General features: G+C 60.7%; 17 protein-coding genes. 4 read left to right on the top strand and 13 right to left on the bottom strand.

Translation table 11 applies throughout. From position 1 onward, the window contains the following. Nucleotides 1-22: 22 nt before the first annotated feature. From ACFWXH_RS10375 to ACFWXH_RS10365, 3 genes are all read right to left on the bottom strand, one after another. The gene (locus tag ACFWXH_RS10375; RefSeq protein WP_379119899.1) at nucleotides 23-3,031 is read right to left on the bottom strand and encodes a CHAT domain-containing protein; all 3,009 of its coding nucleotides are present in this window, start codon (nucleotides 3,029-3,031) and stop codon (nucleotides 23-25) included. A 95-nt stretch (nucleotides 3,032-3,126) separates the two neighbouring features. Further along, on the bottom strand, nucleotides 3,127-4,908 hold the full coding sequence (locus tag ACFWXH_RS10370) for an acetolactate synthase 3 large subunit (RefSeq protein ID WP_082407158.1): 1,782 nt from the start codon (nucleotides 4,906-4,908) through the stop codon (nucleotides 3,127-3,129). 337 nt (nucleotides 4,909-5,245) lie between these two features. Beyond that, entirely contained in the window at nucleotides 5,246-6,595 is a 1,350-nt protein-coding gene (locus tag ACFWXH_RS10365; RefSeq protein ID WP_379119897.1) for a DUF6600 domain-containing protein, read from the bottom strand. Between the two features lie 298 nt (nucleotides 6,596-6,893). Between ACFWXH_RS10365 and ACFWXH_RS10360 the strand changes: the two genes are divergently transcribed. After that, nucleotides 6,894-8,693: an NAD(P)/FAD-dependent oxidoreductase gene (locus tag ACFWXH_RS10360; RefSeq protein ID WP_379119894.1), complete on the top strand. Its 1,800-nt coding sequence runs from the start codon at nucleotides 6,894-6,896 to the stop codon at nucleotides 8,691-8,693. Nucleotides 8,694-8,759: 66 nt separating this feature from the next. Here the strand turns inward: ACFWXH_RS10360 and ACFWXH_RS10355 are convergent, their stop codons facing one another. The 4 genes from ACFWXH_RS10355 to ACFWXH_RS10340 are packed head-to-tail and all read right to left on the bottom strand — an operon-like array spanning nucleotide 8,760 to nucleotide 10,688. Beyond that, the gene (locus ACFWXH_RS10355; protein ID WP_379119892.1) at nucleotides 8,760-9,218 is read right to left on the bottom strand and encodes a GNAT family N-acetyltransferase; all 459 of its coding nucleotides are present in this window, start codon (nucleotides 9,216-9,218) and stop codon (nucleotides 8,760-8,762) included. 4 nt (nucleotides 9,219-9,222) lie between these two features. Continuing rightward, nucleotides 9,223-9,783: a GNAT family N-acetyltransferase gene (locus ACFWXH_RS10350; RefSeq protein WP_379119890.1), complete on the bottom strand. Its 561-nt coding sequence runs from the start codon at nucleotides 9,781-9,783 to the stop codon at nucleotides 9,223-9,225. A gap of 27 nt (nucleotides 9,784-9,810) precedes the next feature. Continuing rightward, nucleotides 9,811-10,119, bottom strand: coding sequence for a hypothetical protein (locus ACFWXH_RS10345; RefSeq protein ID WP_054308438.1), 309 nt, complete (start codon nucleotides 10,117-10,119; stop codon nucleotides 9,811-9,813). A 2-nt stretch (nucleotides 10,120-10,121) separates the two neighbouring features. Next, nucleotides 10,122-10,688, bottom strand: coding sequence for a helix-turn-helix domain-containing protein (locus ACFWXH_RS10340; RefSeq protein WP_379119887.1), 567 nt, complete (start codon nucleotides 10,686-10,688; stop codon nucleotides 10,122-10,124). A 158-nt stretch (nucleotides 10,689-10,846) separates the two neighbouring features. Here ACFWXH_RS10340 and ACFWXH_RS10335 point away from each other — a divergent pair, with 158 nt between their 5' ends. Further along, on the top strand, nucleotides 10,847-12,679 hold the full coding sequence (locus tag ACFWXH_RS10335) for an ATP-binding protein (RefSeq protein ID WP_379119885.1): 1,833 nt from the start codon (nucleotides 10,847-10,849) through the stop codon (nucleotides 12,677-12,679). A gap of 67 nt (nucleotides 12,680-12,746) precedes the next feature. Here the strand turns inward: ACFWXH_RS10335 and ACFWXH_RS10330 are convergent, their stop codons facing one another. Both ACFWXH_RS10330 and miaA read right to left on the bottom strand, forming a co-directional pair. Continuing rightward, nucleotides 12,747-13,544 carry a GGDEF domain-containing protein gene (locus ACFWXH_RS10330; protein WP_379119883.1) on the bottom strand — a complete coding sequence of 266 codons (798 nt, stop codon included), beginning with the start codon at nucleotides 13,542-13,544 and terminating at the stop codon, nucleotides 12,747-12,749. 103 nt (nucleotides 13,545-13,647) lie between these two features. Beyond that, nucleotides 13,648-14,613: a tRNA (adenosine(37)-N6)-dimethylallyltransferase MiaA gene (gene miaA / locus ACFWXH_RS10325; protein WP_379120896.1), complete on the bottom strand. Its 966-nt coding sequence runs from the start codon at nucleotides 14,611-14,613 to the stop codon at nucleotides 13,648-13,650. On the opposite strand from miaA, the gene serB reads away from it, so the two are divergent. Both serB and ACFWXH_RS10315 read left to right on the top strand, forming a co-directional pair. Further along, the gene (gene serB, locus ACFWXH_RS10320; RefSeq protein ID WP_379119880.1) at nucleotides 14,612-15,499 is read left to right on the top strand and encodes a phosphoserine phosphatase SerB; all 888 of its coding nucleotides are present in this window, start codon (nucleotides 14,612-14,614) and stop codon (nucleotides 15,497-15,499) included. The two genes, miaA and serB, sit on opposite strands and share 2 nt — an antisense overlap. Continuing rightward, the gene (locus ACFWXH_RS10315) at nucleotides 15,496-16,068 is read left to right on the top strand and encodes a GNAT family N-acetyltransferase (protein WP_379119878.1); all 573 of its coding nucleotides are present in this window, start codon (nucleotides 15,496-15,498) and stop codon (nucleotides 16,066-16,068) included. The genes serB and ACFWXH_RS10315 overlap by 4 nt, the downstream gene beginning before the upstream one ends. 47 nt (nucleotides 16,069-16,115) lie before the next feature. Here ACFWXH_RS10315 and ACFWXH_RS10310 read toward each other — a convergent pair whose 3' ends face one another. From ACFWXH_RS10310 to hflK, 4 genes are all read right to left on the bottom strand, one after another. Beyond that, nucleotides 16,116-17,654, bottom strand: coding sequence for a DegQ family serine endoprotease (locus ACFWXH_RS10310; RefSeq protein WP_379119876.1), 1,539 nt, complete (start codon nucleotides 17,652-17,654; stop codon nucleotides 16,116-16,118). A 125-nt stretch (nucleotides 17,655-17,779) separates the two neighbouring features. Next, entirely contained in the window at nucleotides 17,780-17,965 is a 186-nt protein-coding gene (locus ACFWXH_RS10305; protein ID WP_379119871.1) for a DUF2065 domain-containing protein, read from the bottom strand. Between the two features lie 4 nt (nucleotides 17,966-17,969). Further along, nucleotides 17,970-18,881, bottom strand: coding sequence for a protease modulator HflC (gene hflC / locus ACFWXH_RS10300; protein WP_379119869.1), 912 nt, complete (start codon nucleotides 18,879-18,881; stop codon nucleotides 17,970-17,972). Then, nucleotides 18,881-19,978: an FtsH protease activity modulator HflK gene (hflK, locus tag ACFWXH_RS10295; protein WP_379119867.1), complete on the bottom strand. Its 1,098-nt coding sequence runs from the start codon at nucleotides 19,976-19,978 to the stop codon at nucleotides 18,881-18,883. The genes hflC and hflK overlap by 1 nt, the downstream gene beginning before the upstream one ends. Between the last annotated feature and the right edge of the window lie 114 nt (nucleotides 19,979-20,092).

Here is a 20,092-nt window from a genome sequence, read left to right as displayed (position 1 = left end):
GCCCGGCGGTTGCCGGTATTTATCAATGTTCGAAGAGGATGTAAGCGCTGGTCAGGGCCGCCGGGAAACCGTCGATTTGGCCGGCCCACGCATCGCGTTTGGTTTTGACGAAAGCGTCCGCATAGCTGAGGTCGCCTCCAAGTAGGTTTTCATAGAAGCGTGCCATAAATTGTACTGTCGCCGCGTCGTCGACCTTTTCGACGGTCAGAAGCGTGCGCCGCGTCCCAGCTACCGATAGCGCCAGCGGCAGGCCACGCACCGTGGAGGTTACACCGATGTCGCCCAGGGCGGTATCGCAGGCGGAAATGACGACGAGCTGCGAGGCCCTGAGATTCCAGCTCAGCAATTCACGCGCATAGACGATGTTGTCGTCGTCGGTTTCCGTCGGCTCATCGGAAAGCTTGGCGCCCGAGAGCTCGAAACCGGCATTCATCAGGCGAGCCGACAACCCTTCGCCGGGCATGAAAAAGCCATGCGTCGAGAAATGCAGGATCGCTTTGCCGCCAGTTGCCGCACGCATCGCAGCTTCGCTACCATCCTTGCCTTCGGCAACCCGAACGACAAGATTCTTTCCACGGGCGATCGCGGCGATCTTTTCGACTTCGTCGCGTGAGCCGGGTAGATAAGTGCTGCCGTCATCATTGTAGGCCAGGCCACCGGCAAGCAGGATGCCGTCCCCCGCAGAGGGACGGTCTTCCTTCGCCCTAAATTGATACGCCTGCCGGCTGGTAGCGATATGCACGTCAACCAATTCGCCCAACCGCTTGCCGCCTGTCGACCGCAATTCCGCGAAGTCGAGCGGATAGAGAAAGTCGGTCGGAATGACATAGAGCGCCTTGGCACCTTTCGCCGCCTCGCCGACAATCTTCGCCAGCTTTTCAATGAAGCCACTCGTTGGCTCGGCCTTGCCGTCGCGCGGATCGAAGGCGTCGACCTCGACGACTTCCGCAGACGCGTCCGCACGGGAGATCGCGGCGAAGATCCGATATTTGCTGGGACTGCCTCCCCGGTCCGCAGGCCACTCACTGACAACGGCGAGATCGACGATGACGTCGCCCTGTGCCGGTCTGGCGACCGGCCCGGTTTCTTCGATCGCACTCTTTATCCATGGCTGTACCGGCGCACCACCGCGCTTTTCGAGCTCGGCATTCAGAGCTTTGCGCGCATCCTCCATCGCCTGCCGTTGCGGCGCCAACGCCTCGGTGTAGAGCGTGGCCGTAACGATCTCACGAAACCGTCCGAAGTCGCTGAAATAGGCCCTGATCAAATCGCGCAGCTGCGGATCGCTTATCGTTTCGGCCTCGACACGCAATTGCCGCTCGGTGCCTCGTGTCAGTGTCTTCCAGTTGTCCAGTGCGGAGGCAAACAGCTCGGCGGCGTCAGAATTGCGTGTCGCGAACTCGGCGAGCGAACCAAGCATATCGTCGGCGAGAATGCGCACCGCCTGCCCTGCGCGCAGGCTGCCCGAAGCAGAAACACTCGAACGCGCCCAATCGAACATCACGGCATCGAGCTTGCGATAGGTGTCGATCGCGGCCTTGGCATCCGCCTTTTGCTGCAGCCGTGCAAGCAAAAGCTCGGCCTCGAAGGTCATGGGATGCGCTTCGCCCAATTGCTCGCGCGCAGTGGCGACTGCGTGCTCGCGATAGGCTTCCGCATCTTCGTTCCGGCCCATCTTCTCGGCCTCGTCGGCATAGAGACCGAGGAAAGAAAGCGACTGTTCGATATCGGCCCCGTCGGTGAATTGCGTGGTGTCACGCGACTGGATTTCCTTCTTGCTGAATTTGCGTTCACCCAGGCGATATTGCGCGTAGGCCTGCCAGCGTTCTGTCTGTCGACGGTAGTTGGGATTGAATCCCGGCTGAGCGACGATGCGCCCGATCGAGGCCAGTGCTGCCTTGGCATCCTTCCAGCGCTCAGCCTCGAACAGATCATGCGCCATATTCATGGCCGAGATCACCGTGTCGTTCGCGCCACCACCAAACGCCTTGTAGCGCTTGTCATAGGCATATTTGTCGAATTCCAGCGCAGCAGCGGGTAGTTTTAAGGAGCGCAATACGGCGGCGCGATTGTTCATGATGCGCCATAGATCAGCGTTGTCTTCGCCCAGCGACTTCAAGCCGTTTTCATAGATATATTGATAGGCCGCTTCGGCCGAAGCAAGCTGGCCGGCAGCATGCATGGTCTGGGCCAATCCATCGTAGGCGTTCAGGACTTCCACGCTGCCCATGCCGAAATGATCGGCTAGCACGGTGAGCGCCTGATAGCCGAACTTGATGGCTTCGTCGTAATTCTTGTCGCCGCACAGGAACACGCCGACATTGAACATCAGGAAGCCCTTGCCCGGCCCTGTGTCGGTCTCCATCAGTTTGGAATCGAGGCCACGCTGAAAGATGCGCTGGGCTGTATCGGCACCGGCAAAGCGCCTGAAATTCTCGCCCGCTTGCCCAACCGTGTTAAAGAACAGGTCGGCACGGCCGACGAGTTCCATGGCGTTGAGCGTCGCGAAGAGGCGCTTTTCAGCGATCTCGGGGCGCTTGGCCGTCAGTTGCGAATAAGCGGCATCGACGCGCGCATTGAACGCGGCTTCCGAATCCTCCCCTGAGCGCCGTGCTACCGTCTCGACATGCAAGTCGAGCAACCTGTCCTGTTCGTCCACCCTGCCGGTTCGACCCGCAGCGTCAGCCAAAAGCAGCCCGAATTCATCGGCGCGTCGCTGGTCAAGATTTCGAATGACCGTATCGGCACGCTTGAACAGCGTATCGTAGAGATCCTTCCAGTTCTCTGCATACATGTCGCTCTGTGCCAGAAGATAGGCTGCGTAAGCGGCCGCCTTTGGATCACGTTTTGCAAATTTCCCGTCGAGCAGCGCCAGCGCCTTGCGGCGCGCATCCGCGAAGTCCGATTTGCGGATCGCCGTCTCGACCGCCTGAATTTCCGGCGGTCGAGGCGCGGTCTGTTCGACGGATGGCTTCTCTTTTGGGGGTTCGACAGCCTGCTGGGCAATGGCTGGCATAGCCAGCAAGAACATGATTGCACCGGCAAGGCCTAACCTCACCACCCACCTATGCGTTGAATGGTTCGCGGCCAAGGCCGAACAGTCGATGTCCCCGGCCGCGAGCAAGTTTAGACCAGCTCCCTGCCCTTGGCATCGATGGCGTTGGCGACCGCTTCGTCGGTAGCCTCATCGGGAAGCAGCATCTCGTTATGCGCCTTGCCCGACGGGATCATCGGGAAGCAGTTGGCCAGGTTGGCGACACGGCAATCAAACAGCACCGGCTTCTTGACCGAGATCATCTCCTTGATGGCATCGTCGAGATCGCCCGGTTTTTCGCAGCGGATACCGTGGCCGCCATAGGCTTCGGCCAGCTTGACGAAGTCCGGCATCGCCTCGGTGTAGGAATGCGACAGCCGGTTCCCGTGCAGCAATTGCTGCCACTGACGCACCATGCCCATATATTGGTTGTTGAGGATGAAGATCTTGATCGGCGCCTCGTACTGGACTGCCGCACTCATCTCCTGGATCGTCATCTGCACAGAAGCGTCGCCGGCGATGTCGATGACCAGCGCATCCGGATGCGCGATCTGCACGCCGAGCGCGGCCGGCAGACCATAGCCCATCGTGCCGAGGCCTCCCGACGTCATCCAATGATTCGGTTTGTCGAAATGGAAATGCTGTGCCGCCCACATCTGATGCTGGCCGACCTCGGTGGTAATATAGGTGTCGCGGTCCTTGGTCAGTTCGTAGAGCCGTTCGATCGCATATTGCGGCATGATCACATCGTTGCTCGGCTTGTAGGCAAGTGAGTCGCGCGCGCGCCAACGGGCAATCTGTTCCCACCAGGGATAGAGCGCCTTCTTGTCGGCCTTGGCTGTGGCACGCCACAGCCGCACGAGATCTTCCAAAACCCGGCCGACATCACCCAGAATGCCGATATCGGCGCGCACGTTCTTGTTGATCGAGGACGGATCGATATCGATGTGGATCTTCTTGGAATTCGGCGAGAATGCGTTGAGACGACCGGTGATGCGGTCGTCGAAGCGAGCGCCCACGCACAGCATGACGTCGCAGTCGTGCATGGCCATGTTGGCCTCGTAGGTGCCGTGCATGCCGAGCATGCCCAACCAATTCTTGCCTGAAGCCGGATAGGCACCCAGCCCCATCAGCGTCGAAGTGATCGGGAAGCCGGTCAAATCGACCAGCTCGCGCAGCAGATGGCTGGCCTCCGGGCCCGAATTGACGACGCCGCCACCGGAATAGATGACTGGCTTCTTGGCCCCAGCCAGCATTTCGACCGCCGCCTTCACCTTCTCCAGATCGCCCTGAACCTTGGGTTGATAGGAGGTGCGTGGTGCTGTCTGTGGCGGCGTGTAGATGCCCTTCGCGAACTGCACGTCCTTCGGGATATCGACGACGACCGGCCCGGGACGACCGGTTGTGGCGACGTGGAAGGCCTCGTGAATGATGGCGGAGAGCTCGTTCACATCCTTCACCAGCCAGTTGTGCTTCGTGCAGGGCCGGGTAATGCCGACGGTGTCGCACTCCTGGAAGGCGTCGGAACCGATCAGCGACGTCGGCACCTGTCCGGTCAAGCAGACCAGCGGAATGGAATCCATCAGCGCATCCTGCAAAGGTGTCACCGCATTGGTGGCACCGGGGCCGGAGGTGACCAGCATGACGCCGGCCTTGCCGGTAGAGCGGGCATAACCTTCCGCCGCGTGGCCAGCTCCCTGCTCATGGCGGACCAGAATGTGCTGGACCGCGTCTTGCTGGAAAAGCTCATCATAGATCGGAAGGACCGCGCCGCCCGGATAGCCGAAGAGATGCTTGACGCCGTTGTCGATCAGCGCCTGCACAACCATTTCGGCGCCAGTCATCTCGCGCCGCTCGCTTTGTCCGTTGCTCATAGATCCGGTTCCGTCTTTTCCTGCTTTTTCAAGCTCTTGCTGGTCGTCTGGTCATGTTTTGAATAATAAAAAAGGCCCCCGAGGGAGCCTGTGTGTTGCGCATGGGAGGCCTTTGCCCGGCGGTTACACCGCCTTGCCCACGCGCCTTCCTACGAGAATGAGTACCGTCTTGTTCATCGTGGCGGACAATAGGTGCAAGCACGAAGCGCTGTCAACTGGGATATCACGCCGATTTTCAAGATCGCCATGGGACACCCTGAGTGCTGGCGCGGCATTCGCCGCAATCGCTTCAAAATGACCGATTGCGGCGAACACTAGCAAGCTGTTTTTGCGACGCTCAGCCTCGTGCCTTGCAATGCGGATCGTGCGGATCGCATTTGCTGAGCTTGCGCGCGGCGGGGGCAGGCTTGTGCGGAGCAACCTGTGGTCGGCGCGGCGCATTCATATGAGCAGTCTGGTGCTGAGGCATCGCCCGAGCAGGCGCCGGGTGGTGCTGTGGGGGAGCACCTTCTTGCACAACGGCCACGTTGGTGCGGTGGCGCTGCGCAATCGCCGGATTTGGTGGCCTCGGCCTACGTGGCGCGTTCTTCGTGTGAACCGATTGCGACCTGGCCTGTTTCTCGTTGATGCTTCCTTCGATCCCGGGCTTTCTTGAGCCGGCTCCCGCTACCGGCGGCAACGGCTTCTTGTGCGATTGTTGCACCCCCTTCGCCGCTGGGCTTCCCTTGGATTTCGGCGGCACCACCAGCTGGGTGACTGCAGGCGACCTGCCGGCAGTCACGTTATCGGGTTTGGTTGGCGCTGTGGGATTTGCCGTAGCGTGTGCAATACTGGCTGGCGTGGCAGATTTACCTGACAAAGGTAGGGGCTGTGCCGGTTGCAGAGATACGGCCCTGACCTTGACCTCATGAGCCTTCGAGACATCGAGCTTGGCCGGTGCCAGCGAACCCTTGGCCGGTGGCACGATGTTGGCCGCTTGGACCTTGGCGGCTACAGGCTGGGGCAACCGTGCCAGTGTCGGGCCGGCGTTGATCGGAATCGCTCGGTTCTCGATCCGAACGGTTGAGCTGCCATAGTTGTTGTAGATATTGTTCACCACCACCCGCTGGTCGATGATGGTGGTGTTGCGCACAATCGTCACATTGTCTTCGACCGGACGCAGCGCCGGCAGGACCTCGGCCGCGCCGATCGCCACGACCGGAACGAAAGACCACCATGCGTCGTGGAATACCACGCGCTCTTCCGGCGGCGGTGCCGGCACCCAACCGACGTAGTCGTTGCTCTGGCGCCAGACGACCCAGGCCGGTGCCCATTCGTCGCCGGCGATCCAGACCCAGCCCAGTTCGTCGTCATAGGCCCAGCGTCCGTAATGGAAGACGACGGTGCCGAACGGTTCGCTGGATTCCCAATACCAACCGTCGTCGGTCCATACCCAACGACCAACCGTGTATGGCCGCCACGTGGCGGTGACGGATGGCACCCAGACCTCGCCGTATCGGCGTGAGATCTGCCAAACGCCATATCTGGTGAGCTTTTCACGCACCGCCATCGAAACGGTGGCGGCATTCGCCGATTGGACAACTGGCGCTATCAGCGGGACACCGGTCGTTCCACCGATCGCAAGGATGAGAGCCAGGCAGGCCGCTTTCAGGCACCTGCCGTTCAAGAAGAATTTTTCCGCGTTCACGACACACACTCCAATGCCCGTGCCCTTCTGCGAAACGCGACCGGCGGCCATCCCTCAACGCAGACCGAGATATCGCTGAAGCAACGATTTCAAAGCAGCGAGACGGTATTGGGGCAGGCTCCATCACGTTCCCGCGAGCACGCCCCTCAACAGGGCCGTACCGCTATAACCTCTTGAAATCGCACCAAACTATGGTGGGGCGTGACGAAAGCGGCCGTCTCTGCCGATACTTTCCGCGACCGGCCGGAGGATCGGCATAGCCGCAACGATCGTCACGTTTCCAAAGGGAGGAACCCGCATGCTCGACAAGGCCCCCAACGCAAAGCTTTCCAAACTGCTCGCCGATTTTGGAGCCGCACTTGCAGCCAGCGACATCGAAAAAGCCGTCTCCTTCTTTCAGGACGACTGCTATTGGCGCGACCTTGTCACCTTCACCTGGAACCTCAAGACAATGGAGGGGCACGATCAGATCCGCACCATGCTGAAGAGCCAGCTTGGCGCCATCAAGCCGTCGAACTTCGCGATTGCCCAAGGCGAAGATGCAACGGAAAGCGATGGGCTGCTGGAGAGCTGGATCACTTTCGAAACCGAAGCGGCGCGCGGCTACGGCCACATCCGGCTGAAGGATGGCAAGATCTGGACGCTGCTCACCACCATGGCGGAGTTGAAGGGTCATGAAGAGAAGGCGGGCTTCACCCGTCCGCTCGGCGCCAAGCATGGCCAGGGCAAGAATCGGCCGAGCTGGAAGGAGGAGCGCGAGAAAGAGCAAGCCGAACTCGGCTTTGCCACCCAGCCCCATACGCTCATCATCGGCGGTGGCCAGGGCGGCATTGCGCTGGGCGCGCGGCTGCGGCAGCTCGGCGTGCCCACCATCATCGTGGAACGCAACGAACGCCCGGGCGATTCCTGGCGCAAACGCTATAAGTCGCTCTGCCTGCACGACCCGGTCTGGTACGACCACCTGCCCTATATCGACTTCCCGAAGAACTGGCCGGTTTTCTCGCCCAAGGACAAGATCGGCGACTGGCTGGAAATGTACACCAAGGTGATGGAACTGAACTATTGGCCCTCAACCGAGGCCAAAAGCGCGTCCTATGACGACAAGAACAAGGAATGGACCGTCACGGTGCGGCGCGATGGCAAGGATATCGTGCTGAGACCCAAACAGCTCGTATTGGCCACCGGCATGTCTGGCCGGCCCAATTTGCCGAAATACAAGGGCATGGAGACCTTCAAGGGCGACCAGCACCATTCCTCCAAGCATCCGGGGCCGGACCGATACGCGGGCAAGAAGGCGGTCGTCATCGGCTCCAACAACTCCGCTCACGATATCTGCGCCGCCCTTTGGGAAAACGGCGTCGACGTCACCATGGTGCAGCGCTCGACCACCCATATCGTCAAGTCCGATACGTTGATGGAGATCGGGCTGGGGCCGCTTTATTCGGAGCAGGCATTGGCAAACGGTGTCACCACGGCCAAGGCCGACCTGATCTTCGCTTCCGTGCCCTACAAGATCCTGCATGAGTTCCAGATCCCGCTCTACCAGCAGATGAAGGAACGCGACGTCAAATTCTATGACGGGCTGGAAAAAGCCGGCTTCATGCTGGACTGGGGTGACGACGGCTCCGGCCTGTTCATGAAATATCTGCGCCGCGGCTCGGGCTACTACATCGACATCGGTGCCTCGCAACTGATCATCGATGGCGAGATCAAGCTGAAACGCGGCCAGGTCCAGGAGATCAAGGAACATTCCGTGCTGCTCGACGACGGCACCGAACTGCCGGCCGACGTCATCGTCTATGCTACGGGCTATGGCTCGATGAATGGCTGGGCAGCGGAGCTGATCAGCCAGGACGTTGCCGACAAGGTCGGAAAATGCTGGGGTCTCGGCTCCAGCACCACCAAGGATCCAGGACCCTGGGAAGGCGAGCAGCGCAATATGTGGAAGCCGACGCAGCAGGAGGCCCTGTGGTTCCATGGCGGCAACCTGCACCAGTCGCGCCACTATTCGCAGTTCCTGTCCCTGCAACTGAAGGCTCGCCATGCCGGCATTCCGACGCCGGTCTACGGACTGCAGCAAGTGCATCACAAGGGTTAGGCGGTGGGCGGCCGGGCCGGAGCGTTGGACCGGCCCGGTTCATTTTTCAAATTGCCCTGAAGAATTTCAGTCCAGCCGCTTTTCCATGAAGACACTCAGCGGATCAGGACGGTAGTCGCCAAACGGCCCGATGCGGACAAAACCGGTGCGCTCGTAGAGGCCGAGCGCCTCGTGATTGGCGATGCCGGTCTCTAGCCGTAACCAGGTGATGCCGGCCTCCCGCGCCCTGTCTTCCAACTCGTTGAGCAGCGCCTTGGACAAGCCCCTGCCGCGCACCGTCGGCACCACCCACATGCGCTTCAACTCTGCCCAGCTCTCATTGAGCGCCAGTGCGCCGGTTGCGACGGCAACGCCGTCGGCATCCCGTGCCACTGCGAACCGGACGTTGTCGGCGCGCAATTCGTCGATCGACAGGAAATGATTGCTTTCGGCGGGGTAAAGCGAAGCGCCATAGCGTTCACCGTCCTCGAGCAAGGCGATGATTTCGGGCTTGGCCGGATCTTCGAGCGCGATCGCGAATGACATAGCTTCAGGCCTCCATTGCGGTCGCAACCGCCAGCGAATGGTCGGATGATCCGATGCGTTTCCAGAACAGCAGCGTTCCGCTGAGACCTCCATGCGGTTTCAGGGCATAGTCCGGGATCTCGCCGGCGAGTGTGAAGTCGAGTCTCTTATAAAGAGAACCCGCACCGCCATCCGTTGCAGTGTCGAGGACAAGGAGCGTGCGCTGCTGCCGTATGGCGAGCTCTTCTGCAGCAAGCATCAGCCTGGTGGCGATACCCCTGCCCCGATGGCTATGCCGCGTCATCAGCTTGGCGATCTCGGCGCGGTGCGGCTGATTTGGCGGCAGATTGAGCAGAAGGGTCACGGTGCCGACGAGGGCGTCATTGTCGAAAGCCCCCAGGATCGCCCTTTCGCCACGCAGCGCGGCAGCCATCGCTTCGGTCCAGAATGTCTTCGCTGCATCCAAGGAAAGCGGGTGCATGAAACTGACCGATCCGCCAGCGGCAACTGTCTCAACCAGGATTTCAGCCAGCGTTTCTATCGTCTCAGCCGAACCGGCGAGTGGTCTGATGTCAATTGCAGTCATTTTGGTTTTCTGATTGGAGTGCAGAACTCAGTCGAAATGACTGAAATTGCGGCGTTTGCGAGAACGCTTGATCTCATCGACGCGCGCGCCATCGTCGGCGCTGAGATGCCGACCGCGTTCGAGCAATTCCAGCGTGTATTCCTCATAGGTCAGACCGACCGCTTCGGCCTTGGCCAGCCTGAACAAGGCGATGTCACGCGATTTCGGCTTCCAGGCTGCCTTATGGGCACTGCGCCAATGGATGAAGCGATGCGCGTCTCCCTTACCCCAGGCAGGTCCCTTGTAGTCGTCGAGCGGCGGCCCGCCATTGTGGTTTCGTCTCGGTAGGCGCGGCATGATCATGTCCTGATGAGCACGGTGAGATAGCGGGCAGGTTCCGGCCCTGGTGCATGGAAGACGCAGTCGGCCGGTGCGCCAAGCGCCAGGCAATCGCCTGGTTCGAGCTCGTGCACCACGTCCCCTTCGGTGAAATCGAGACGGCCTTCCATCAGCCATATCTGCTGGCGGATGAAGGCATAGCTGCTCGCCGGCAAGCTGACGCGTGCACCGGCTGGGAGTTCGACCTGCACCATCTCCAGCGGCATGTCGGTCTGAGGCGACAGGTGCCGCCGGATATAGCCGGTGCCGGGATCCCGCCATTCCGGCTGCTCCTTGTGCCGGGCAACGCTGCCGCCTTGCAGTTCGGCACGCGCGATCAGGCTGGAAAGGGTTAGTTCGAACGAGGTGGCGATACGCACCAGGATCGGCGCGGTCGGGCTGGCCGAACCGCGTTCGATGGCGCTCAGCATCGCCTTGGAGACACCGGACCGGTCGGCCAGCTCCGCCAGCGACCAGTTTCTCATTGTGCGCTCCGCACGAATGCGGGCGGCAATCCTTGTCGAAAGATCATCCGATATAGAAGACATACGTCCAAGATATCATATGATTGTTCTTGCGGAAGAGATTTCTCGCTGATCGTTCAAATTGTCGCGGCGCTTTTAACCGCCTCTATACCATCCACTCACACGCGACCTTAACCGAGAATGATTAGCATCCGCCAAGGCAGTGGGGACCCTCTTCGTTGATGTTTGTCGAACGTGCAGCTTCCGGTGGCGAGCCGATATCGCAAGAGCGGCGGGACGCCGCCCAGACAGACAAGCGTATCCTCGGCCATGTCGTTCGCTGCGACGGCGCTCGCGCCACCATCAGCGCCTTCGCCGACGGCGAAGAAGGCTTCGTCACCGGCCATTGGTCGGTCGGCAAGATGATCTCCATCAATCTGGGAAGCACCCGCACGGTCGGTCTGGTCTACGCCATCTCCAAGTCCGATCTCGCCTGGAACGACAGCGGACAAAACCCGATCGAGGTCAATATTGAACTGGTCGGCGAGGTGCGCGACGGTGCTGAACCGGGTGCCAGACCTGTGTTCGATCGTGGCATCACCATCTATCCGCACATTGGCGCGATTGCCCACCGCATCCGCAGCCGTGATCTTGAGGCCGTCTACGACCTTGCGGGCCGTCGTGCCATCACCGTCGGCGCACTGTCGCAGGATGAGACGATTTCTGCCAACATCGCCATCGACGACACACTGTCTCGCCATTTCGCCGTTGTCGGCACCACTGGCGTGGGCAAATCGACCGCCGTCTCCTTATTGTTGCGCAAGGCGATCGCCTCGAGACCCGATCTCAGGGTGCTGATCCTGGATCCGCACAACGAATTCGCTGCCTCGCTGCAGGATCAGTGCGTCAAGGTCGACGCCACCACGCTCGACCTGCCCTTCTGGATGTTCAAATTGGAGGAACTGGCGGAAGTCATCTTCCGTGGCCGGGCGGCGCCGCCTGAAGAGATCGACCTGCTGCGCGACCTGATCCCTGTCGCCAAGAACCTCTACCGAAACGCGGGCAGCATTGGCTATGCGCGCCGCGGCGCCGACACCATGACCGCCGATACGCCAGTGCCCTACCGTATCGCCGACCTCATCAAGCAGATCGATGAACGCATGGGCCTGCTCGAAAGCAAAGCCGAGAGACCGATACTGAAGTCGCTGCGCATACGTATTGAATCGGCGGCCGCCGACCCTCGCTACCGCTTCATGTTCAATTCGCGCCTGATCGATGACACCATACACGAGACGATCGGTAACATCTTCCGCGTACCGCATCATGGCCGTCCGGTAACATGCTTCGAGATGGCCGGCCTGCCGTCCGAAGTCGTCAACTCGGTCTGTTCGGTTCTGGCACGCCTTGCCTTCGATCTCGCTCTGTGGAGCGAGGGAAAACTGCGATTGCTGCTCCTGTGCGAGGAAGCACATCGCTACATGCCGGCCGATCCACGCCTTGGCTTCGAGCCGACCCGTCATGCGCTGTCGCGCATCGCCAAGGAAGGCCGTAAATATGGCTGCTATCTCGGCGTTGTGACCCAGCGACCTGGCGAACTCGATCCAACCATCCTGTCGCAATGTTCGACGTTCTTCGCCATGCGCCTGTCCAATGAGCAGGACCAGGCAATCATCCGCTCGGCCATCGCCGATTCTTCCGCCTCGAGCCTCGCATTCCTGTCATCCATGGGCCAGCGCGAGGCGATCGCCTTCGGCGAAGGCGTGGCGACCACAATGCGGCTGAAATTCGAGAAGATCGACCGCAGTCTGATCCCGGGCGCTGCAAAGCATGCAGTGGAAGCGCAGCCTGGAGACAGCCGCGATGTCGACCTCGCCGGTATCGTGGAGCGCCTGCGCAACGTGCCGAAGCCGCAGCCGGCGATGAATTTCTCGGAAGCCGTCGACACAATGCGGCAAGCGGGAGATTCGGATTATCGCAAACCGGTGATAGCCCCTCGGCCGCAGCCGGACGACGACTTCGACACGCGCTATGGCCTCAAGCCGGCAACGTTCGGGCTCAAGCCGCAAAACGACTGACCACACTTCCGGTTGATTGCGGTTATCATCTCCCGATGTCTGGAGCTGCTGCTTCGCGTCAACCCGCTCACGCAGCGCAAACCCGATTTCGGCCCTGGCGCTTGGCTTCGTAGAGCTGCTTGTCCGCGCGGCGATAGAATGCCTCGGCCGTTTCCGACGTATCCCATACCGCCAGCCCAACGCTGGTTGTAACCTTCAGCCGCACATTGCCGTTCAGGACCGCCAGGTTGGCGACCCCCTTGCGGATACGCTCGGCGAATTTTCGCAACAGCTCGTCATCCATATTCGGTGCGACAACGGCGAATTCCTCGCCGCCAAGCCGCGCCACCACGTCGTGATAACGCGTCATGCCTTTCAGACAATCCGCAACAGCGCGCAGCACATCGTCGCCTACATCGTGGCCATGCGTGTCATTGATCGATTTGAAGTGGTCTAGGTCGAGGATCATCAATCCGACAGGTTTGCCGATGCGGCGGAACTCGGCGATGTATTCGCGCAGCGCATCGTCAAAGAAGCGACGGTTCTGCATTCCCGTCAATCCATCCGTCAGCGCCGCCTGCTCCAGCGTCACTGAGCGTGCGCTGAGTGTTGCCGTCATGGCCCTGAGCTTACCTTCCTCCCGCACCTGATCACGGATCAGCGGATAGATGAAGAACACCCCGAAGAAGAAGGCGGTGGCCAAAAGCACGCCGACGGCAAACAGCAGCGTACCCAGGTAACTGATGTTTTGATGGGTTGCGGCGGCATCGTCGATCTGAGCGGCGGTGGTATCCAGCAAACCATGGGCGTGCAGCGTCACCATGCCTGCGGCAAGGATCACGAAGATAAAGACGAAAAAGGCGTGCTCAGCCTTGTGAAACCGCATGCCCATCCAGCCCACAGCGATGCAGGAGCCTTATGGCACGCTCAGGCTTACGCCGCGGTTAACTTGAACAATCCTTGCGATTTCAAAGTTAATACTAAAAAGTCTATTCAATTTTCTTTTCGATTGCCGCGCACACCATCTTCAGCATGGTTTCGTTTGGCAACAATCTTTGCCATTCGGCGCCGAGTTGATTGCGAAACCAGGTGGATTGGCGCTTGGCATATTGCCGTGTCGCGATCTTAGCCCGCTCCATCGCCGCCCCGGCATCCATTTCTCCGTCCAGAACGGCTTGCAGCTCACGCACACCGATCGCCTTCATCGCGGGCAGCGCCGGATCGAGACCGAGAGCCAGGATCTGCCGGACTTCTTCCAATGCACCTTGTTCGATCATCGCATCGAAGCGTCGGTCTATGCGCGTTCTCAGCGCTTCACGGTCCGGCTCGATGACGAAGAAGTGCGCGCTGGTTCGGTCGATCAGCGGCTCGCCGCGCTGACTTTGCCAGGACAGAATCGAACGGCCGGATGCGTCCAGAACCTCCAGCGCACGCGCAATGCGCTGGCCGTCGCTTGGTCGCAGCTGCATGGCCATCGCCGAATCCCTCAGCATCAGTTCGCGATGCAGCCGCGGTGCACCGCGCTCTATCAATTCGTGACGCCAACGCTCGCGGATATGCGACGGAATATCCGGCATCGCCGAAATCCCTTCAGCGAGCGCCCTGAAATAGAGACCGGTACCGCCGACGAAAATCGGCCGACGACCGGCAAGAGCATTCTTTCCGATGAGTTCCATGACGTCACGGAGCCAGGCCCCAGTCGAATAAGCAGTCGATGGGTGAACGTGGCCATAGAGAAAATGTGGAACGCGAGCCAAATCCTCAGGTCCGGGTCGCGCAGTCAACACATTCAGGATTGCAAAACCCTGCATGGAATCGGTGTTCACGATGACACCGTCGACATGCTCGGCGATTTCCAGAGCCAGCGCCGACTTGCCGCTGGCGGTCGGGCCGGCTATCAGGATCGCGTCCTTCATGCGGCCCTCTTGCGCCGCCTTTCCCTGGATCTCCTCCATGCCGTTTGTTGCCACGCTCGTCTCCAGTCCAACCGGCGGCGCACTCACGCCAGCTCTTGCGCATAAGGCCTCGCAGGCAGTCGGTGCAAGCGCAACGCGCTGGCTCGGCGAGGCCATTGCCTGTGATCTTATCCTGCCCGACGGCGTCGATGACGACGAGATTGCTGCGACGCTGCAGCATGTGCTTGCTTCGGAACCCGTAGACATCGCCGTTCAGGAAGACGCCACACGCCGCAAAAAGATCCTCATTGCCGACATGGATTCCACCATGATCGATCAGGAATGCATCGATGAGCTGGCCGACGAGGTCGGGCTGAAGGAGAAGGTTGCGGCGATTACAGCGCGTTCCATGAGCGGCGAGATCGCCTTCGAGCCGGCTTTACGTGAACGCGTCGCGCTGCTCAAGGATCTCGACAATGCAGTGGTTGGCCACATCATCGCCAACCGGCTGACGCTTGCGTCGGGTGGCCGCGCCCTGGTGCAGACGATGCGCAAGGCCGGAGCCCACACCGCGCTCGTCTCCGGCGGCTTTGACGTCTTCACAAACCGCATCGCCGCCATGCTCGGCTTCCATGAAAACCGTGCCAACCGGCTGATCGAGGCGAACGGCCGCTTCACCGGCGAGGTTGCCGAGCCTATTTTAGGCCGCGCAGCCAAAGCAGAAGCGCTCCACGATATATCGGCAAGGCTTGGCCTTACGCCTGCGGATGCCATGGCTGTCGGCGATGGCGCCAACGACCTCGACATGATCCGGCTTTCCGGCACCGGCGTCGCGCTTCATGCCAAGCCGTCAGTTGCAGCCGAAGCCAAGGTCCGTATCGACCATGGCGACCTCACCGCCCTGCTCTATCTGCAAGGCTACCGACGCGAGGATTTCGTCAAATGAAGCCGATCCGTACGAAAAGACTGATCCTGCGCAACTGGGAAGATCGCGATCGCGAACTGTTCTTCCGCATCAACAGCGACGAACGCGTGATGGAATTCTTTCCGTTCCGCCGAACCCGCGCCGAGGCGGATGCGAAAATCGGCGAGATGCGCGACAATATCGAGCGCAAGGGCTTCGGCTTCGCCGCTGCCGAGATCGTTGCCACCGGTGAGTGCATAGGCTTCGTCGGCCTGACCGGCACGGAGCACCTGCCCTTCCTACCGGCAGGAACCCTTGAGATCGGCTGGCGCCTGGCGCCGGAATTCTGGGGACACGGTTATGTCTCTGAAGCAGCCCGTGCATGGCTGACGTTCGGCTTCGAAACGCTTGGCCACGACGAGATCGTTTCTTTCGCGGTTCGCGATAACCGCCGTTCGACTGCAGTGATGGAAAGGATCGGCATGACGGCCGATCCCTCGCGCGATTTCGATCATCCGAGCGTCCCCGAAAGTCAACCGCATCTGCGCCCTCATGCCTTCTACAGCCTGAAGCGCAAAGACTGGGAAGAACAAAAAAGGGCGGCCAATTAGCCGCCCTTTTTTGATTCAGGATCAATGACTTCCAGAGATTTCCGGAATCAATCCATTCGCACGGTCACGAAGCGCAGCTCACCGCTCTTGGAAGCGAGCATCAGCAGTGCGTTCTTACGGCCTTGCTGCTTCAGCGAGGCGATCCGGTCGACGACTTCCTTCGGCGTCGCCACCGACTGCTGTCCGATCTCGGTGATCACTTCGCCCGGCTGAATGCCGCGCTCGGCCGCCGCCGAATCCTTGGCAACCTCCGTGACAACCACGCCTGAAACATCGGCGGCAATGCCGAACTTGCCGCGGGTATCATCGTTCAGTTCGCCAATCGACATGCCGAGCACGGTGGCTGCGGCAACAGGCGCTGCCTTGCTATCCTTGCCGGGCTCGCCCTTGCCTTCGGCGTCGGCCAACTTTTCGCCGTCCTCGAGCCGGCCGAGCGTGACCTTGACCGTCTGCTCCTTGCCCTTGCGGATGATGATCACATCGACGGCCTTGCCGACCGGGCTCTCGGCGACGACGCGTGGCAGATCGCGCGTTTCTTCAATATCCTTGCCGTCGAATTTGGTGATGACGTCACCGGCCTGGATCGAACCATTGTCGACCGGCCCACCCTTGATGATGCCCGCGACCAGCGCGCCCTTCGGCTCCGTCATACCGAGGCTCTCGGCAATGTCCTTGGTGACCGGCTGGATGCGTACGCCCAGCCAGCCGCGCCTCGTCTCGCCGAATTGACGCAACTGGTCGACGACGCCCACGGCAAGCTGGGACGGGATCGAGAAGCCGATGCCGATCGAACCACCCGATGGCGAGATGATGGCGGTGTTGATGCCGATGACTTCGCCGTTCATGTTGAACAGCGGACCGCCGGAATTGCCGCGATTGATGGCTGCATCGGTCTGGATGAAATCGTCGTAAGGACCGGAATTGATGTCGCGGTTGCGCGCCGAGACGATACCGACTGTGACGGTGCCGCCAAGGCCGAACGGATTGCCGATCGCCATGACCCAGTCGCCGATGCGCATCTTGTTGGAATCGCCGAATTTCACCGCCGTCAGCTTATGGCCCTTGGGGTCCACCTTCAGCACGGCGATATCGGTTTTGGTATCGGTGCCGATCAGTTTCGCCTTCAGCGTCACCCCGTCGGAGAAATTCACCTCGATGTCGTCGGCGTCCGCAATGACGTGGTTGTTCGTGACCACGATGCCTTCGACCGCATCGACCACGAAACCCGAGCCGAGCGACTGAACCTTCTGCGAGCCGCCGCCCTTTTGGCCGCCACGATCCTTGAAGAAATCATCGAAGAAGTCCTGGAAGGGCGAACCTTCCGGCAGTTGTGGCATCGGCACGGCGCCTGGACCTTCGCTTCCCTTCACCGTTTGCGATGTCGAGATGTTGACGACCGCGCCGAGCAGCCCCTGAGCAAGATCAGCCACCGAAGCCGGACCATTGGCAGCGGGCGCCGCCTGCGTTGCGGCAGGAGCTTGTGTCTGCGCGATGGCGGATGGAGTGGCGACCGTGCCAAGCATCAGTGCGGCGGTAGCGGCGGCAAGCGTCTTTCTTGCCGCACGCAGAATGGGTTCGGACTTCATCGGGGCCTCCCGGCAAATCAGCAAGAGTGTTTTCAACGGCATGTCGCCAGTGTGGAAAGAAATAAGGCACGTTTGCGGCCCTGACCACCCGGCGGAGGATAAATCCCCGGACTGGACTGAGCTCCTTAGCCACGCACCAGCCAAACGATGCCAACGCCAAGAGCGATCGCTACCAGCCCACCAATCCTTAGCATGCCTTCCGGCATGGCGAGAACATCAGTGGCGAGCCGCTTGGCCAAACGCGGAAAACCGCCATAGACGAGGCCCTCGACGACGAGAACCAAGCCCATGGCGGCGAGAAAATCCTGCACGAATCTATTGCGCAGGCTTAGGCGTTGCTGACGGCGCAGTGCCCGCCGGGTCGCGGAAATATCGGAAGAACTCCGAATTCGGCGACAAGAGCATCGTGGTGCCGGTGTTGTCCAGCGCCGTGCCATAGGCGTTCATCGACCGGTAGAAATCGAAGAAGGCCGTGTCACGATTGTACGCATTGGCGAAGATGGCACTGCGTTCCGCATCGCCCTCACCGCGCAGGATCTCCGATTCCTTGTTCGCCTCCGCAACGATCTCGACCACTTCGCGATCGGCACGGGCCCTGATGCGTTGAGCAGCTTCATTACCGCGTGCTCTCAGCCGCTCGGCCTCCGCCAGACGTTCAGCCTTCATGCGGTCAAAGGTCTGTTGCGAGACTTCCGCAGTGAGGTCGGTCCGGCGGATGCGCACGTCGTCGATCACGAGACCGAGCGACGTGGCGTCCGGGCGCAACTGGTCGCGCACTTCACGCATCATGATGCCACGCTCTTCGGAAAGAGCGGCCTCGAAAGCGCGCTGACCGTAGACCCGGCGCAGCGCTGCATCGAGACGCGTCTTCAACCGCTGCTCTGCCAGGTCGATCTGGCCGGAAACCGCTGAGCGGAAGACGCGCGGATTGGAAATGCGATAGGCGATAAAGGCGTCAACCTCGTAGAACTTGCCGCCCGAAACCTGGACACGGATATTGTCGAGGTCAAAGCGCAAGACACGCTTTTCGATGAGTTGCACGGTGTCGGCATCGAAGAACGGAAACGGCGCCTTGAAATAGATGCCAGGATCAGCCTTGACGTCGATGATCTCGCCGAAACGCAGAACGATCGCCTGCTGGCGGGCGTTGACCACGAAGACCGACGAATAGAGCAGGAACAATATGACAGCGATTGCGACGATGATCGCGGGAAGACGATTGGCCATTACTGGTTACCTCCCGAGGTCTTCGGCTGCAGTGCCGGCAAAGGCAGGTAAGGCACAACGCTTTGGCCATTGCCGTTCGGCTCGACGATCACCTTGCTGGAATCCCTCAGAACCTTCTCCATCGTTTCCAGATACATGCGCCGGCGCGTCACATCCGGCGCCTTCGCGTATTCGTCGTAGATCGAGATGAAACGCTGCGCCTCACCTTGCGCTTCCTGCACGACGCGGTTCTTGTACGCAGCCGCCTCTTCGCGGACCTGGGCTGCCTGACCGCGGGCTTGGCCGAGCTTCTGGTTGGAGTACTGGTTCGCTTCCTCGACGAAGCGGTCTTCGTCCTGCTCAGCGCGCTGCACTTCGTCGAAGGCATCCGCCACTTCGCGTGGCGGCGCGGCATCCTCGATGGACACGGCATTGACGTTGAGGCCCGCCTTGTAGCTGTCGAGCGTCGCCTGGATGTTCTCGCGCACGGCGGTCGCGATGCCCTGACGGTCATCGCGGAAGATATCCTGCGCCGGACGCCGGCCAACGGCCTCGCGCATCGCGCTTTCGGCAACCTGTCTCAGCATTTCGTCCGGATCGGCGACGTCGAACAGAAAGGCGCGTGGGTCTGACACCTGATAGGCCACGGAAAACTGAACATTGACGATGTTCTGGTCCCCCGACAGCATCAATCCGGATGTGTTGCCGCTGCGGGCACCGCCGCCAATATTGACCAGTTGTTCGGAAATCTTGGCAGTCTCGACCGTTTCGATCGGCCACCAGTGGAAATGCAGACCGGGCTCTGAGAGCTGTTCCTTCGGCTTGCCGAAGCGCAGCTCCACCGCCACCTCATCCGGCTGAACCGTATAGATGGCCTTGAAGAGCCAGCCGGCAATCAGCACGAGTGCGATCAGAAGATAGACCGCCGGGCTGCCGCCACCGCCGGGAAGCGCATTGCGCAGCCGGTCCTGGCCACGGCGGATGATGTCTTCGAGATCGGGCGGCGAGCCTTGTGGGCCGCTCGGTCCGCGTGGACCTTGCCCCCATGGGCCCTGATTATTACCGCCGCCACCTCCCCAGGGGCCGCCTCCACCGCCACTCTTGTCGTTCCAGGGCATGAATGTCCTTTCGCTGGGATTCCCTCACGCGCCGGAGCCGGCGCAAAATCCTTGTTGTCCTTCTATAGGGATGCCTCCGCGCGCTTTCAACGCACCAGCCTTCCAATGCGCGGT

The sequence above is a fragment of the Mesorhizobium sp. NPDC059054 genome, from assembly GCF_042739215.1.
GTDB lineage: Bacteria > Pseudomonadota > Alphaproteobacteria > Rhizobiales > Rhizobiaceae > Mesorhizobium.
This window is presented reverse-complemented; position numbering and strand designations above follow the sequence as displayed.

What these genes read in the sequence shown, in the direction of transcription:
- ACFWXH_RS10340 (WP_379119887.1), bottom strand. Translation starts at nt 10,688, where the DNA reads ATGTCTTCTATATCGGATGATCTTTCGACAAGGATTGCCGCCCGCATT.
- ACFWXH_RS10370 (WP_082407158.1), bottom strand. Translation starts at nt 4,908, where the DNA reads ATGAGCAACGGACAAAGCGAGCGGCGCGAGATGACTGGCGCCGAAATG.
- ACFWXH_RS10350 (WP_379119890.1), bottom strand. Translation starts at nt 9,783, where the DNA reads ATGACTGCAATTGACATCAGACCACTCGCCGGTTCGGCTGAGACGATA.
- serB (WP_379119880.1), top strand. Translation starts at nt 14,612, where the DNA reads ATGCCGTTTGTTGCCACGCTCGTCTCCAGTCCAACCGGCGGCGCACTC.
- hflK (WP_379119867.1), bottom strand. Translation starts at nt 19,978, where the DNA reads ATGCCCTGGAACGACAAGAGTGGCGGTGGAGGCGGCCCCTGGGGAGGT.
- ACFWXH_RS10375 (WP_379119899.1), bottom strand. Translation starts at nt 3,031, where the DNA reads ATGTTCTTGCTGGCTATGCCAGCCATTGCCCAGCAGGCTGTCGAACCC.
- ACFWXH_RS10330 (WP_379119883.1), bottom strand. Translation starts at nt 13,544, where the DNA reads ATGCGGTTTCACAAGGCTGAGCACGCCTTTTTCGTCTTTATCTTCGTG.
- miaA (WP_379120896.1), bottom strand. Translation starts at nt 14,613, where the DNA reads ATGGAGGAGATCCAGGGAAAGGCGGCGCAAGAGGGCCGCATGAAGGAC.
- ACFWXH_RS10315 (WP_379119878.1), top strand. Translation starts at nt 15,496, where the DNA reads ATGAAGCCGATCCGTACGAAAAGACTGATCCTGCGCAACTGGGAAGAT.
- ACFWXH_RS10335 (WP_379119885.1), top strand. Translation starts at nt 10,847, where the DNA reads ATGTTTGTCGAACGTGCAGCTTCCGGTGGCGAGCCGATATCGCAAGAG.
- ACFWXH_RS10310 (WP_379119876.1), bottom strand. Translation starts at nt 17,654, where the DNA reads ATGAAGTCCGAACCCATTCTGCGTGCGGCAAGAAAGACGCTTGCCGCC.
- ACFWXH_RS10345 (WP_054308438.1), bottom strand. Translation starts at nt 10,119, where the DNA reads ATGCCGCGCCTACCGAGACGAAACCACAATGGCGGGCCGCCGCTCGAC.
- hflC (WP_379119869.1), bottom strand. Translation starts at nt 18,881, where the DNA reads ATGGCCAATCGTCTTCCCGCGATCATCGTCGCAATCGCTGTCATATTG.
- ACFWXH_RS10360 (WP_379119894.1), top strand. Translation starts at nt 6,894, where the DNA reads ATGCTCGACAAGGCCCCCAACGCAAAGCTTTCCAAACTGCTCGCCGAT.
- ACFWXH_RS10355 (WP_379119892.1), bottom strand. Translation starts at nt 9,218, where the DNA reads ATGTCATTCGCGATCGCGCTCGAAGATCCGGCCAAGCCCGAAATCATC.